This window comes from Streptomyces sp. NPDC002476, from assembly GCF_042889785.1.
Taxonomy (GTDB): Bacteria; Actinomycetota; Actinomycetes; order Streptomycetales; family Streptomycetaceae; genus Streptomyces.
In genome coordinates, this window is record NZ_JBIARH010000005.1 from 263606 (window position 1) to 277715 (window position 14110).

Consider the following 14110-nt stretch of genomic DNA (forward strand, 5'->3'; position numbering starts at 1 on the left):
AGGCGCCGCGGGCCGGGCGGGACTTTCGAAACGCGCCCTAAAAGGCCCCAATCGGGTGTTTCCCAGGGGAGCGGCCATGCAGGCGGCGAAGGAGGGCGTGCAGGAAACGCTGGAGGTGAGCGAGCTGGAGGTCCTGAAGAAGATCCGCGACGCCCTCGTCTCGCAGCGCGGCGGCCCGACAGGCAGGGCTCATGGCGAGGATTCCGGCGGGAATCAGGGCCGGTAGCGAGGCGCAGGCCAGAAGCACCGGCGGCAGCGCCGCCGACCCACGCCCGAGCGGGGGGGCTCAGATGTGATGGGGCGGCTTCTCGTCCAGGAAGCGCGCCAGCTCGGCAGCGCCACCACCGGCCGGGGCCCGCTCGCCCCACCCTCGGTCCGTATCGTCCGCGGACTGCTGGTCCAACGGATCGTCGAAGACCAGAGCCGGTCTCGGTTTCTGCTGATCCGGCTGCGACGGCTTCGAATCGCGCGGGCCGGGGGCGGGGGCGGTGCTCATGACTCCAGGGTACGGCGGCGGTCAGCGATCCTCCGGTGCGAGCCTCCACAGCCCGAGCACCACGAGGAACGACAAACAGAGAAAGCCGGCACCCCACCAGGCAGAACCGGTGTCGCCCTCCGTCCACGCGTCGACGACCGCTGTCAGCCCCCAGAGCTGCCCCACGACCACGGTCATCGCCAGGACCAGCCGAGCCGTCAGCTTCGAGGAGCTCGGGTTGCTGTTCGGTTCCCGCACCCGGAGCGGGGCCGGTGTGCCGGGCGCGCGGGTCACCGTAGCCGCTGGTGACCCGGATCTGTGGATAGCACTGGAAGCCCCGGCCCCGGGGAGTCGGTGCGGGCACCGGGGGCGGGCCGTCCTGCCGCCCCGAGGTCGTCTGGTGGCTCGGTCACCTCGCCACCGTAGGGATATTTGCAACAGTCGGTCCCGTTTTACGGTTCGGCGGGGTGAGGCATTCGTCCGTCCGGGGCGCGGCTCACGGTCCGGGCGCGGACCCGTCCTGCGGCATGCCGCCCACCTCGCATCCGCTCCGGTCTGGTGTGCTGTTCCCCATGCCCACGATGACTGCTCGCAACCGCACCGAGATACATCGCACGTCGACCCCGCTGGAACTCCTCTTCGACCTCTGCTTCGTCGTCGCTGTGGCCCAGGCGGGCAGGCGGCTGCTGCACGCCGTCTCCGAAGGTCATGCGGCCACCGGAGTCGTCAGCTACGCGGCCGTCTTCTTCGCGATCTGGTGGGCCTGGGTCAACTTTTCCTGGTTCGCCTCGGCCTACGACACCGACGACGCGTTGTACCGCGTGGTCACGTTCGTCCAGATCGCCGGTGTGCTCGTCTTCGCCTCCGGGGTGCCACGCGCCTTCGACTCGGGCGACTGGACGGTCGGCGTCACGGGCTACGTCGTGATGCGGCTCGCCATGACCAGCCAGTGGCTACGAGCCGCCCACGGCACCCGGGGCGCCGAGCGCCGCGTCGCGCTGCGGTACGCCGTGGGCATCACCGTGGTGCAACTGGGCTGGATCGGCATGCTGTTCCTGACCGAGAACAGGGGAGGCGCGCGTGCCGCCGTGTTCGTCGTGCTCGTGCTGGCGGAGCTGTCGGTGCCGGCAATCGCCGAACGCGACCGCACGACGAGCTGGCACGCCCGCCACATCGGCGAGCGCTACGGCCTGTTCACGATCATCGTGCTGGGCGAGACGATCGCGGCGGCCACGGTCGCGGTTCAGGAGGCGATGACCGAGCACGACGCGTTCGGCGACCTGTTGCCGCTCACTGCGGGCGGGCTGCTGATCGTCTTCTCCGCCTGGTGGATCTACTTCGCCGTGCCGATCCACGAGTACCTTCTCAGCAGCAGGGAATCGTTCGTCTGGGGATACGGGCACTACCTGATCTTCGGTTCCGCGGCGGCGATCGGCGCGGGCATCGAGGTCGCGGCGGCGGAGGCCGTGGGCAAGGCCCATGTCTCGGACACGGTGGCCGCCGGTGCGGTCACGGTGCCGTCCGCGATCTTCTTCCTGGCGGTGTGGGCCCTGCACGCCCGTCACTTCAAGCGGGATCTCGCGGAGCAGTTGTCGCTCCCCGTGGCCGCACTGGCGATCCTGGCCTGCACGTTCGCCGGGGCGTGGGCAGTGTTCGCGGCGGGGTTGGTGGCGGCGGCAACCGTGGCCGCGGGAGAGCTGCTGTCCCGTCGGACCGCCGCTGCGCAGTGAGCGGTCGGCGGGTGGAGGGCGACGGGGGCGGGTGACGGCGGTAAGAGGGCCATGGCGGCCAGAAGGCTGTGAGGGGATCAACGGTGGGGCCGAGGACAGGGAGTGTGCGGTGACGGCGGAAGATCCACAGAGACGGCGGGAACCCGCGGCCGGGGGCCCGCAGCGGTCGGGCACCGCCCCGACCGGCCCGGCGGAGCGCAGCGTCTTCGCCACCGGCCCGTCCGAAACCGGGCCCGCGGGAAGCGGCCCGGCCGGAAGCGGCCCGGCCGGTCGCGGGCCGCGCGACGCGCTGACCGATGTCGCCGGGCTGCTCGTCGGCCATGCGCGGGTGACGGGCGCGGGCGCGCTGAGCGGCACCACGGTCGTCCTCGCCCCCGAGGGCGGCGCGATCGCGGCCGTCGACGTGCGCGGCGGTGGTCCCGGCACCCGGGAGACGGACGCGCTCGATCCGCGCAATCTGGTGCAGCGCGTCGACGCCGTCGTCCTGACGGGCGGCAGCGCGTACGGGCTGGACGCGGCGTCCGGCGTGATGGCCTGGCTGGAGGAACGGGGGCGCGGGGTGCGCGTCGGCCCCGATCCGGCGCAGGTGGTGCCGGTGGTGCCGGCCGCGTGCCTCTTCGACCTGGGACGGGGAGGTGACTGGCGGGCCCGTCCGGATGCCTCGACCGGACGCGCGGCGGTGGAGGACGCGGCCGGTACGGAGCCGGGGGCGCCGGTCCCCGAAGGGTGTGTCGGCGCCGGTACGGGCGCGGTCGCGGGGCAGTTCAAGGGCGGCGTGGGCACGGCGAGCGTGCGGCTGGCGTCCGGGATCACGGTGGGCGCGCTCGTCGTGGTGAACGCCGCGGGTTCGGTGGTCGACCCGCGTACGGGCGTGCTGTATGGGGAGTACGGCGCCGCCGAACCACCCGCGGTCCCGGCGCCCGAGGTCCATCGCGCGGCACTCCGGCGCCTGGCCGAGGCCCGGGGGGCCGATGCGCCCCCTCCGCTCAACACCACGCTGGCGGTCGTCGGTACGGACGCCGATCTCACCCGGGCCCAGGCGCAGAAGCTCGCGGGTACCGCGCACGACGGCCTGGCGCGCGCCATACGCCCCGTGCATCTACTGACCGACGGGGACACCGTTTTCACGCTGGCCACCGGTGCCCGGCCGCTGGACCCGCGGAACCCGGTCGCTCTCAACGAGCTGCTGGCGGCCGGTGCAGACTGTCTGACCCGTGCCGTCGTGAAGGCCGTCCGGGCGGCGCGGGGGACCATGGGCCGCGACCTCGGCACCGGCCATCCCTCGTACAGCGATCTCTATGGCGGGCCTCGGCCGCCCGTATGAGCGCGGACGACCGCCCCGCAGCCGTCTCGCGCGTCCGCCGTCGTGAGTCGGCCGCCGTCAGGAGTCGGCCCCTGTGGTGGGTCCGCCGCCGTCGTGAGTCGGCCGCCGTCAGGAGTCGGCCCCTGTGGTGGGTCCGCCGCCGTCGTGGGTCCGCGCCGTCACGTGTCCACCACCGTCATGTGCCCGCTGTCCTCGCGCGTCCGTCGCCGTCGCGTGCCCGTCCTCGCACACCCGCCCGGCCTCGACTCCCCTGCGGGGAAGGGAAGTTCGGACGAACCACCAGGAACTATCCCCGCGCGCCAATCGTTTTCCTGAACCCCGGTCACGATGTCGGACCCAGGGACTACGTTAAGCACGCATCAAGTAACACGCGGCAACGGCCTGGAGACAGCACCTTGAGCGATCCGTACGAGACAACCGAGCAACACCTCGAGCGACTCCTGCGACGGGCACTCAACTCTTTCGACCTGCCCGACAGTACGGTCGAAAGACTCGGTACCGCGCTCGCCCACAGCAGTTCCCTGCACTCCTCGCACCACAGTTCCGTGCTCCATCGGGAGACCCACCGGCACACGTATCTGCTGTCCGACGGCACCACCCTCTCGCTGTGGGAGCTGGTGCACACAGGTCCGCGGGGTGTGACGGACCCGCGCTCCCGGACCGAACCCGAGTTCCGACACCACGAGTTGTACGACGACGAGGCCGATGCCCAGGTCGCCGCCGCCCGGCTGGCCGACGGCCTCGGGGACGTTCCGCTGTTCGGGGACGACGGGCCGCAGACCGATCTGGACACGCTCACGGTCCTGATGGCGGCTTCCCCGGCCCCGATGCCCCGGACGTACGCCCCGGACAACTCCGCCGACCATGCCCGCCGCGTGCTGCGCCGCGCGGAGAACAACGACGGCCCTGGCGAGGAGACCGCCCGGCTGCTGCGTGCCGCCTTCGCCCACCACATCACCCAGGTCTTCGGCCGCCAGTGCCAAGTGGGCGGGCGGAACGCCGGATTCACGCTGTACGAGCACGCCTTCCTCCTCCTGGACGGCAGCGAGACGAGCCTGTGGGAGGTCGAGCACACGGCCACGCCCGACGGCCGCCACATGTGCGAGGTGTACACCGACGAGGACTCCGCGCGCGGCGCCATGGAGAGCCGTACGCGCATCTGCTGACGGGCGAGGAACGGACGCCCCCGACCTCCTCCCCGGTCCCCGGCCCCGGGCTCGCCCCCCGGCCCAATCCCGGTCCCGGTCCCGGTCCCGGTCCCGGTCCCGGATGAGCCTCCGGGGCCGGATGAGCCTCCGGGGCCGGACGGACGACGCACAAAATGGTGCCCGAACCCCGTAGGGCGCGGGCACCATCCGGTCCCTCGGTTTCAGGACCTCACGGCAGCAGCGCGGGCTTCCTGTCCGACGCGGCGTCGGCCCCGGGTGCGGCGCCGCCATCGGTCCGAATCCCGGCACCGGCAGCGGTACCGGCATGCACACCGGCGTGGGTTCCGACACCGGCATCCGCGCCACCTGCGGCTCCCCCGCCCGCGAGGTCGCCGTCCACGGCCTCGTCGCCGCCCTCCATGTGCTGCTTCGGGCGCGCGGGCAGCGCGAACATCACCAGCACGATCAGCGCGAGCACTCCGATCACCCACCACAGCGAGTGCCGGAACGCCTCCGCGAAGGCCGGTCCCACTTCCTGCGGTGCCAGCCGGTCGCCCATCGATCCGAAGAAGACGACCGCGACCAGCCCGAGCCCGAGCGCGTTGCCCATCTGCTGAACGGTGCTGATGAGGCCGGAGGCCGATCCGGAGTGCTCCCTCGGCACCTCGGACAGCACCGCGTCCGTCAGCGGGGCCACGATCAGGCCCATGCCGAGGCCCATGACCACCAGCGGCGGCACCATCTGCCAGGACGTGATGCCCATCCCGTACCGCTCGGACTCAGCCATGTAGAGCAGCAGACCGGCGATCATCAGCAGCGCGCCCGCCTGGAGGACCTTGCGGCCGAACCGGGGCACCAGCTTCTGTACGGAGACCCCGGCGGCGCACGAGACGGCGACCGAGAACGGCACGCCGGTCAGCCCCGCCCGCAGCGCGGTCCAGCCGAGCCCCATCTGCATGTAGAGCGTCCAGACCAGGAAGAAGATGCCGAGCCCGATGCCGAAGGTCAGCTGAACGGCGATTCCTGCCGCGAAGCTCTTGAACCGGAACAGCGAGAGCTCCACCAGTGGCGAACCGCCCCTGCGCGCCTTGGCCCGCTCGAACAGCACCAACACCAGGAACACCAGCAGGCTGCCGACCATCGACACATGGCCCCACAGCGGCCAGCCCAGCTCCCGCCCACGGGTCAGCGGGTAGATCAGCATCAGCATCCCCAGGGTCACCAGGGCGACACCGACCAGATCGAGCCGGAGCGCCTGAGGCGCCTTGGACTCGGTGATGAACCTGTTGCCCAGGACCAGGGCGGCGGCACCGACGGGCAGATTGATCAGGAAGATCGGCCGCCATTCGAGGCCGGCGATGTTCCACTGGGTGAGCAGCGCGCCCAGCAGCGGCCCCATGATCGCGCCGAGCCCGACGATCGCGCCGAAGAGACCGAAGACCTTGCCGCGTTCGTGTGCCGGGAAGGTGGCGTGCACGATCGACAGCACCTGCGGGACCATCAGCGCGGCGGTGCCGCCCTGGAGGATCCGCGAGGCGACCAGCATCTCCGGGCTCACGGCGAAGCCGCAGAGCGCGGAGGCCAGTGTGAAGCCGCCGACACCGATCAGGAACAGCCGCTTGCGGCCGTGGATGTCGCCCAGTCGGCCACCGGTGATCAGTCCGGCCGCGAAGGCCAGGGAGTACCCGGCGGTGATCCACTGGATCGAGCTGAACGAGGCACCGGTGTCCTGCCGGATGCTCGGGATGGCGACGTTGACGATCGTGACGTCGACCAGGTCCATGAAGGCCGCGGTCATCACGATGGCGAGGGCGAACCAGCGTCGCCGGTCCGAAGCGGCCGAGGCACTCGGCGGGGCCGGTGCGACCGGAGCACTGGACGAATCCGGAGCGGCCGAGGCCGCGGATGCCGAAGCGCCCGGGGAACCGGACGCCGGGGTCGGCGGTGTTGCGGAAGAAGGCATGAGAAGAAGCTAGATGTCCATTAGGTCAGTTCATGACCCAATGTGCGGACACCCTGACCGGGTCACCGACTGCACCGGACCGAATCCGACACGAGAGTGAGCCCATGACCAGCACGCCGGCACGACTGCTGAATCTGCTGTCGCTCCTCCAGACGCCCCGCGAGTGGCCGGGCAGCGAACTCGCCGAGCGGCTCGCCGTCAGCCCCCGCACCATCCGACGCGACATCGACCGCCTGCGCGAGCTCGGCTATCCGGTCGAGGCCACGCGCGGTTCGATCGGCGGATACCGCCTGGTCGCGGGCACCGCCATGCCGCCGCTGCTGCTCGACGACGAGGAGGCCGTGGCCATCGCGGTGGGGCTGCGGGCGGGGGCCGGGCACGCCATCGAGGGGGTCGACGAGGCGTCCGTACGGGCGCTGGCGAAGCTGGAACAGGTGCTGCCGTCGCGGCTGCGGCACCGGGTCTCGACCCTGCAGAACGCCACGGTGCCGCTGACCCGGGGCGACGGCTCGACGATCGATCCGCGCACGCTGACGGTGATGGCGTCGGCGGTCACCGGGCGGGAGCGGCTGCGGTTCGCCTACCGCGCGGGCGACGGCGCCGAGACGCGGCGCGAGGCCGAGCCGTACCGGCTGGTGAGCGCGGGGTGGCGCTGGTACCTGGTCGCGTACGACCTGGGGCGCGCGGACTGGCGTACGTTCCGGGTCGACCGGGTCAGCGAGCCGTTCGCGACCGGGGCCCGGTTCACCCCGCGCGAGCTGCCGACGGGGGACGCGGCGGAGTTTCTCAGCGGCTCCATCACCCGGCGGCAGCCCGAGCTGACGGTCGAGGTGAGCTTCGCGGCCCCGGCGGATTTCGTGGCGGCCCGGCTGCCGCCCTCGTTCCGCCCGTTGGAACCGACCGGCGGGAGCGGCTGTCGGCTGCGGGCGACGCTGACGGACTCGTTGGAGTGGGTGGCCCTCCGACTGGCCCTGGTGGACTGCGAGTTCACCGTTCATGAGCCTGCGGCGCTGGTGACGTACCTGAGCGATCTGAGCGCCCGGCTGAACCGCGCCACGGCAGGGCCCGCAGCCGAACCGGCCGACGCAAAGGAATGAGCCCCGGCGCCAGGGGGGGGGTGGGCGCCGGGACTCGGCTCGGGGGCGTCGCGCGGAGCGACGCTCAGGGCCTCACGACCTCATGCGAGTCGGAGACCGGGGCGTCGCGCGAGGCGACGACCGGGGGTCACGCGAGGCGACCTGTTCCGGAGGTTACTGGACAACCCCTCACGCCGCGGCGTCAAAACCCGTGTCGCGGGCCATTCGCTTCAGTTCGAGCAGCGCGTGCTTCTCGATCTGGCGGATCCGCTCGCGGGTCAGGCCGTGCTGCTTGCCCACCTCGGTGAGGGTCCGCTCGCGGCCGTCCTCGATGCCGTACCGCATGCGGATGATGGACGCGGTGCGGTGGTCGAGCTTGCCGATCAGGTCGTCCAGCTCCTCGCTGCGCAGCAGCGTCATGACCGACTGCTCGGGCGACACCGCGGAGGTGTCCTCCAGCAGATCACCGAACTGCGTCTCGCCCTCGTCGTCCACCGACATGTTGAGGCTGACGGGGTCGCGGGCCCAGTCCAGGACGTCACTCACGCGCTCCGGCGTGGAGTCCAGCTCGGCGGCTATCTCCGTGTGCTCCGGCTCGCGCCCGTGCTCGCGGTTGAACTCGCGCTGCACGCGGCGGATCCGCCCGAGCTCCTCCACCAGGTGGACGGGGAGCCGGATCGTGCGGGACTGGTCGGCTATGGAACGGGTGATGGCCTGGCGGATCCACCATGTCGCGTACGTGGAGAACTTGAAGCCCTTGGCGTAGTCGAACTTCTCGACCGCGCGCACGAGGCCCGCGTTCCCTTCCTGGATCAGGTCGAGCAGGGGCAGCCCGGCCCGCGGATAGCGACGGGCGACGGCGACCACCAGGCGGAGGTTGGAACGGATGAACACGTCCTTGGCTCGCTCGCCCTCGGCGACCAGTGCCTCCAGCTCCTCGCGCGTGGCCCCGCCGGCTTCGCTCTCCACCTCGCCGTCGAGTATCTGCCGGGCGTAGACACCGGCCTCGACGGCCTGGGACAGCTCGACCTCCCTGGCGGCATCGAGCAGCGGCGTACGCGCGATCTCGTCCAGGTACATGCCGACCAGGTCGCGATCGGCGATCTCTCCGCCCGCCGCGCGAACACTGCTTGCCCGGTTGGTCCCACCGGTGGAGGACGAACGACGGGCGACGGCACGGGTTGCCATGCGAGCTCCCTTGCTGAGTAGGTCGCGACACCCTCTCGGGTGCCCTGCATCCGATGGAAACAACGACTGGAATCAGGACAGAATTCCCATGCCCGGCATTCAATTTCGGGATCATGCAGTACCCTGTCTCGCCGCGAAGGGGACGATCGCGCCGGACGATCACAAAGAAGTGCAGGTCAGGCCGGGTATCGAAGGCGATCTGGCGACACTCGCAGACATCTGCAGCCATGAGGCATGTGAGACCGCGGTCACATTCGATTACGGACCCCTTCACACCCGAACAGCGACTGTCGCGTTTTCGTTCCCGGCTCGAAAGACGGCCCGTACCGTCGCCTGGTTGCTCGGGATGTCCGCATTGCCGGATCCGGTTCCGGATTGCCGGGCCCGGATCCGGATTGCGGTGTACCGGGATGCGGCCGGGCACGAGAAGCGGCGCCGGACACGAGAAGCGACCGGGCCCCGGCCCCAGTAGGCCCTATGAGCTTCGAGGCCCGCGGACCCCACGGCCCCTCAGCCGAACTGCACCGAGCGCTTCGCGAGCCCCATCCAGAACCCGTCGATGACACTGCGGCCCCGGTCGAGCTCGCCCTCCGCGGCGCCGAGCGTCACGAAGAGGGGCGCGAAGTGCTCGGTGCGCGGGTGCGCCAGCCGCCCGGCCGGAGACTTGCGCTCGAAGTCCAGCAGCGCGTCGACGTCCTGCGCCTGGAGCGCCCGGTCTCCCCAGTCGTCGAACTCCGCCGACCAGCCGGGGACACCGCCCGCATGGCGCAGTGCGGCGAGGTTGTGGGTGAAGAAGCCGCTGCCGACGATCAGGACGCCCTGGTCACGCAGGGGCGCCAACCTGCGCCCGATATCCATGAGCTTGCGCGGGTCCAGTGTCGGCAGGGAGATCTGCAGCACGGGGACGTCGGCGTCCGGGAACATCTCCACCAGCGGTACGTACGCGCCGTGGTCGAGCCCGCGATCGGGCATGCCCTGGACCGGCGTACCGGCGCGCCGCAACAGCTTGCGCACGTCCTCCGCCAGCTCCGGCGCGCCCGGAGCGGCGTACCGCACCCGGTAGTAGTGCTCCGGGAAGCCCCAGAAGTCGTAGACGAGCGGGATCGTCTCCGTCGCGCCGAGGGCGAGCGGCGCCTCCTCCCAGTGCGCGGAGACCATCAGGATCGCGCGGGGCCGGGGCAGCCCGGCGGACCAGGCGGCCAGTTCGCCGGGCCAGACCGGGTCGTCGGCCAGCGGTGGCGCACCGTGAGAGAGGTAGAGGGCGGGCATCCGCTCCGCGGCGACAGTCATGGCACTCCCCATCCGCTGCTGCTCAAGGTATGTCTTCTAGAAGTCTCTTTGAGAAGGAAGAGTTCTTTAATGTTCAAGCTCCTACTCCCTGAGACCTTAGCTCTATCTAGTTAAACTTTCAAGAAAAGGTCTACAGTGGAGTCCATGACCTCGGCACACCCCGGCGAACCGCGCTGGCTCTCGGACGAAGAGCAGAGAACGTGGCGCGCGTATCTCCACGCCACCACCCTTCTGGAGGACCATCTCGACCGCCAGCTGCAGCGGGACGCCGGCATGCCGCACATCTATTACGGGCTGCTCGTCCAGCTCTCCCAGGCGCCGCGCCGCCGGAAGCGGATGACCCAGCTCGCCATGGACGCCAAGATCACCCGTTCGCGGCTCTCGCACGCCGTCGCGCGGCTGGAGAAGAACGGCTGGGTGCGCCGCGAGGACTGTCCGTCCGACAAGCGCGGCCAGAACGCGGTCCTCACCGACCAGGGGTACGAGATGCTCGCCCGGTCCGCGCCGGGCCATGTCAGCGCCGTACGGCAGGCGATGTTCGACCGGCTCACGCCCGAGCAGGTGCGCTCGCTCGGCGAGATCATGCAGGTCATCGCCGCCGGACTGCAGCCGGAGGACACGGACGCGGATCTGCCCTGGCTGCGTTGAGCGGTTCGTCGACCGGTTCGGCGAGTGGTCGTCGAGTGGCTCGGCGGGCAGCCGACCCGTGGCGTGGCTCTGCTCCGCCCCGGTTCCACCGTACGGAACCGGGGCGGAGCCACAGCTCGGTGGTACGGGAGGTGACCGCGAGCACGACCTCGTGGATCGGCGCGGCCCGGCCGGGAAAGTTCCGGTAGAGCGTGGCGTCGCCGACACCGGCGCGCCGGGCGACCTCGTCGAGCGGCACATCGGAACCGAACTCGACGAACGTCTCGCGCGCGGCCGTCACGATCCGCTCCCGGTTGCGCAACGCGTCGGCCCGCGAACGGGCCGTACGGGGCCGCACCGCTCCGCTCGCGGCACAGGCGTCGGTCTCCACGACGGCGGTCCTTCCTTTCCTCGTGCTTGTCCTTGTTTCCTCGACCCCGCGCTTCCCGGCTCCACGGCTTCCTCGCCCTGCGGCCTTCCGCAACCGGGGAACCGGACCACAGGGGAGCCGGACCACCGGGGAACGTCTCCCCGCTTCGGAGAGGAGACAGCTTCAAACGGGGAATTCAAACGGGAAACAGCCTTCACTTATCTCCTCAGCACGATGCGACTCGAAGCACACCTCCCGGCCGGAAAACCATCCGATCGGCGCACCCAGCGAGCGGCGCCTCGACCCCCGCCACAGGCTGATCGAAGAGCGCAGTCGGGTCCGGCCGACTGCCGCGGACCCCGAGGCGCCTCTATGGAACATCCCCGCCACCGGATACGCGGGCATCGCGGCCCGATCGCGCTCGCCTCGGCAACGGCCCTGGTCATCGCCGCAGTCGCCTCGACCAGCAGCAGCCTTCCGATTCCCAGCCCGGCCTCGGCCGGACCGGTGGCCGAGCCTCGGGCGGCGGGCATAGCCGCGTGCCGGATACCGGCGACCATGGGGGTGCAGATGTCGGAGGGCATTCCCACTCCGGAGGGGTACGCCCGTTCCACGGGCAAGGTGCGCGCCCTCAGCCTGATGATCGACTTTCCTGACGCGCGGGGGACCGAACCGGCGATGGACCGGTTCGCGGAGTTCTTCCCGCAAACCGTCGCCTGGTTCCGGACCGCCTCGTACGGGCGGCTCACCTACGTCCCCGACGCCCCCGTGAAGACCTGGCTGCGGATGCCGCTGCCGTTCGCCGAGTACGGAATAGACCGGGGGGCACCGTACGAGCCGGGCTACCGTCACCTCGTCCAGGACATCGTCGCCGCCGCCGACCCGAAGGTGGACTTCAGCGCGTACGACCTGGTCAACGTCCTGGTCACGCCGAACGCCGGTCCCCCCGCGCTCGAAACGGTCCTGTCCGTGACCTTCGCCGGCAATGCCAACGCCCCGCACGCGGACGGCGTCCCGCTCGCCAACACGTCCTTCATCTACAGCCGCCAGGACGACGGCTCGGGGTCGTACAAACGGACCGGGTTCCGCGTCCTGCCGCACGAGAACGGCCACGTCTTCGGCCTCCCCGACCTCTACACCATGGAGGGCGGCGGGGCGGTCGGGCACTGGGACATCATGTCCGAGGACTGGGGGGCCGACAACGACCTGCTGGGCTGGCACAAGTGGAAGCTCGGCTGGCTGGACAACAGCCAGATCGACTGCGCCGCCGAATCCGGCACCAGCGACCACGTGCTCGAACCGCTGGCCACCCGGGGCGGCACGAAGCTGGCGTTCGTGCCGTCGAGCGCCGAGTCCGGCTACGCGGTGGAGGTACGCACCAGGGCGGGCAACGACGAGGAGGTCTGCCGTCCCGGCGTGCTGATCTACAGGGTGAGCTCCAATGTCGAAACCGGGCAGGGCCCGGTGTCGGTCGCGGACAGCACCAAGAAGAGCGGCGGCTGCACCCGGGTGCCCAACGTCCACACCGAACTCTCCGACGCCACCTTCCGCCCCGGCCAGACCTTCACCGACCGGGCGACCGGCATACGCATATCCGTGGTCGGGAAGGACGACGAGGGGAGCTACCGGGTCCGGATAAGCCGCCCGTGAACGGTTGCGGGTACGGGCACCCCCCCGTACGGGTACTGGCACCAGAACCGGTACGGGCAAGAGAACCGGCAGGCGTACGCGTACGGGTCCCGGCACCAGTAGGGGTACCGGCACCGGTAGGGGTACGGGCAGGACCGCGGTACAGGCACGCTCACGGGCATCGGTGCGGGCAGGGCCGCGCGTGCGGCTACGGGCAGGGCCGCGTGTGCGGCTGCGCCCCTGTTCCCGTCCCACCCGTCCCCACCTCGACGCCGCCGGCACCGGAGGACGGGGGGTGGATCGCGTCGACGAGGAAGGGCAGCGCCCCTCGTTCGAGCAACGCCCCCTGCCATGCCTCACGCGCGCGGTCGACCTCGGCGTCCCCGTCGGGCTTCGTCGAGCGATTGCCCGCCGCCACCACGAGCAGTCCGACGAGACCGGCCAGCACCGTCACCACCGCGACCCCGGCCGCGACCGCCCCGGCGCCGAGCATCACCTCCGCGAGGTGCGAGTGACTGCCGACGGCCCGGAAACCGAAACCGATCACCCCGAACACGGCGGCGGCCGTGGCGGACAGCCCCGGCACCAGCACGGCCACCGCGTGCAGCGCACTGCCCCTGACGGCCGTACCGGCGCCGGACTCGCGCCGTACGGCACCACGCGCGTTCGCCACATTGCCCGAGTCATCGAGGAGTTGGCGGTAGGCGCGGTACTCGGCGGCGGCCGAAGCCGCGATCGCGGTACGCGCACCGAGTGCCCGGGTGCGCAGCTGTTCATTGTTGGGCGACCCCGGGTTGCGGCGCCGCCCCTCCTGGATCAGGGGTGAGCCCAGCGCACGGTCCAGGATGCGTTCGAATGCGGGCAGGTCCTCTGCGCGCAGCAAATCCGAATGGTCCACGAGTCTTCCTCGGTAGGTGAAGTCCACACAGGCCACGGGTCACGGGTCACAGGTCACGCCACGGGTCACAGGTCGAGGCCACGGCCCGAGGCCACGGCCCGGAGTCACGGGCCACAGACCGCGCCGGCGGGCCGCGGGCCGTGGATCACCAGTGAAGCGGCTCGGACAGATCCGCGCGGCTTCGGCCTCGCCCCAGGCGCCCTCGCACCTCTCGACCCTCCCCAATGATTCCCGGATTGCGCAATTTCTAAAGCGTCTCCCCGCCGCCGCCGGAGCCATCCGGCCGCTCGACGACCCCGACCACGGCCCCATCTTACTTGCTAGATTACGCAACTGAGCAATTGTTGGCGAGGGAGCCGCCGCAGCAGGGAGCCGCCGCAGCCGCGCCCCGT

At 70.9% G+C, this 14110-nt stretch carries 11 protein-coding genes and 3 pseudogenes; 7 read left to right on the forward strand and 7 right to left on the reverse strand.

Going from position 1 to position 14110, the window contains the following annotated elements:
• Positions 1–64: 64 nt before the first annotated feature.
• Positions 65–226 (forward strand): annotated as a pseudogene (locus ACFYXM_RS08520) (large conductance mechanosensitive channel protein MscL); the annotation flags it as partial.
• 60 nt (positions 227–286) lie between these two features.
• Here ACFYXM_RS08520 and ACFYXM_RS08525 read toward each other — a convergent pair.
• Together ACFYXM_RS08525 and ACFYXM_RS08530 are read right to left on the reverse strand one after the other, a co-directional pair.
• A complete protein-coding gene (locus ACFYXM_RS08525) occupies positions 287–496 on the reverse strand; it encodes a hypothetical protein (RefSeq protein WP_389288091.1) in 210 nt (69 codons plus the stop codon).
• A gap of 21 nt (positions 497–517) precedes the next feature.
• Positions 518–839: pseudogene (locus ACFYXM_RS08530) on the reverse strand (hypothetical protein).
• Positions 840–1056: 217 nt separating this feature from the next.
• Here ACFYXM_RS08530 and ACFYXM_RS08535 point away from each other — a divergent pair.
• From ACFYXM_RS08535 to ACFYXM_RS08545, 3 genes are all read left to right on the forward strand, one after another.
• Entirely contained in the window at positions 1057–2205 is a 1149-nt protein-coding gene (locus tag ACFYXM_RS08535; protein ID WP_389288093.1) for a low temperature requirement protein A, read from the forward strand.
• 289 nt (positions 2206–2494) lie between these two features.
• Positions 2495–3529: a P1 family peptidase gene (locus tag ACFYXM_RS08540; protein ID WP_389288301.1), complete on the forward strand. Its 1035-nt coding sequence runs from the start codon at positions 2495–2497 to the stop codon at positions 3527–3529.
• Between the two features lie 395 nt (positions 3530–3924).
• Entirely contained in the window at positions 3925–4695 is a 771-nt protein-coding gene (locus ACFYXM_RS08545) for a DUF6227 family protein (protein ID WP_389288095.1), read from the forward strand.
• Positions 4696–4906: 211 nt separating this feature from the next.
• Here ACFYXM_RS08545 and ACFYXM_RS08550 read toward each other — a convergent pair whose 3' ends face one another.
• Entirely contained in the window at positions 4907–6640 is a 1734-nt protein-coding gene (locus ACFYXM_RS08550; RefSeq protein WP_389288097.1) for an MFS transporter, read from the reverse strand.
• A 104-nt stretch (positions 6641–6744) separates the two neighbouring features.
• Here ACFYXM_RS08550 and ACFYXM_RS08555 point away from each other — a divergent pair, with 104 nt between their 5' ends.
• Positions 6745–7737: a helix-turn-helix transcriptional regulator gene (locus tag ACFYXM_RS08555; protein WP_389288099.1), complete on the forward strand. Its 993-nt coding sequence runs from the start codon at positions 6745–6747 to the stop codon at positions 7735–7737.
• A gap of 168 nt (positions 7738–7905) precedes the next feature.
• On the opposite strand, the gene ACFYXM_RS08560 is transcribed toward ACFYXM_RS08555, so the two are convergent.
• A complete protein-coding gene (locus tag ACFYXM_RS08560; protein ID WP_351520644.1) occupies positions 7906–8904 on the reverse strand; it encodes a sigma-70 family RNA polymerase sigma factor in 999 nt (332 codons plus the stop codon).
• A 510-nt stretch (positions 8905–9414) separates the two neighbouring features.
• On the reverse strand, positions 9415–10194 hold the full coding sequence (locus ACFYXM_RS08565; protein WP_389288101.1) for a dioxygenase: 780 nt from the start codon (positions 10192–10194) through the stop codon (positions 9415–9417).
• A 135-nt stretch (positions 10195–10329) separates the two neighbouring features.
• Here ACFYXM_RS08565 and ACFYXM_RS08570 point away from each other — a divergent pair, with 135 nt between their 5' ends.
• Complete coding sequence (locus tag ACFYXM_RS08570) at positions 10330–10842, forward strand: MarR family winged helix-turn-helix transcriptional regulator (protein ID WP_389288103.1); 513 nt, start codon at positions 10330–10332, stop codon at positions 10840–10842.
• A 115-nt stretch (positions 10843–10957) separates the two neighbouring features.
• Here ACFYXM_RS08570 and ACFYXM_RS08575 read toward each other — a convergent pair.
• Positions 10958–11212: pseudogene (locus ACFYXM_RS08575) on the reverse strand (TetR/AcrR family transcriptional regulator); the annotation flags it as partial.
• Positions 11213–11563: 351 nt separating this feature from the next.
• Between ACFYXM_RS08575 and ACFYXM_RS08580 the strand changes: the two are divergent.
• Positions 11564–12841 (forward strand): M6 family metalloprotease domain-containing protein, encoded by a 1278-nt coding sequence (locus ACFYXM_RS08580; protein ID WP_389288105.1) that lies wholly within the window; start codon positions 11564–11566, stop codon positions 12839–12841.
• A 187-nt stretch (positions 12842–13028) separates the two neighbouring features.
• Here ACFYXM_RS08580 and ACFYXM_RS08585 read toward each other — a convergent pair whose 3' ends face one another.
• Complete coding sequence (locus ACFYXM_RS08585) at positions 13029–13718, reverse strand: hypothetical protein (RefSeq protein ID WP_389288107.1); 690 nt, start codon at positions 13716–13718, stop codon at positions 13029–13031.
• Between the last annotated feature and the right edge of the window lie 392 nt (positions 13719–14110).

What these genes read in the sequence shown, in the direction of transcription:
- ACFYXM_RS08525 (WP_389288091.1), bottom strand. Translation starts at nt 496, where the DNA reads ATGAGCACCGCCCCCGCCCCCGGCCCGCGCGATTCGAAGCCGTCGCAG.
- ACFYXM_RS08535 (WP_389288093.1), top strand. Translation starts at nt 1,057, where the DNA reads ATGACTGCTCGCAACCGCACCGAGATACATCGCACGTCGACCCCGCTG.
- ACFYXM_RS08550 (WP_389288097.1), bottom strand. Translation starts at nt 6,640, where the DNA reads ATGCCTTCTTCCGCAACACCGCCGACCCCGGCGTCCGGTTCCCCGGGC.
- ACFYXM_RS08555 (WP_389288099.1), top strand. Translation starts at nt 6,745, where the DNA reads ATGACCAGCACGCCGGCACGACTGCTGAATCTGCTGTCGCTCCTCCAG.
- ACFYXM_RS08560 (WP_351520644.1), bottom strand. Translation starts at nt 8,904, where the DNA reads ATGGCAACCCGTGCCGTCGCCCGTCGTTCGTCCTCCACCGGTGGGACC.
- ACFYXM_RS08565 (WP_389288101.1), bottom strand. Translation starts at nt 10,194, where the DNA reads ATGACTGTCGCCGCGGAGCGGATGCCCGCCCTCTACCTCTCTCACGGT.
- ACFYXM_RS08580 (WP_389288105.1), top strand. Translation starts at nt 11,564, where the DNA reads ATGGAACATCCCCGCCACCGGATACGCGGGCATCGCGGCCCGATCGCG.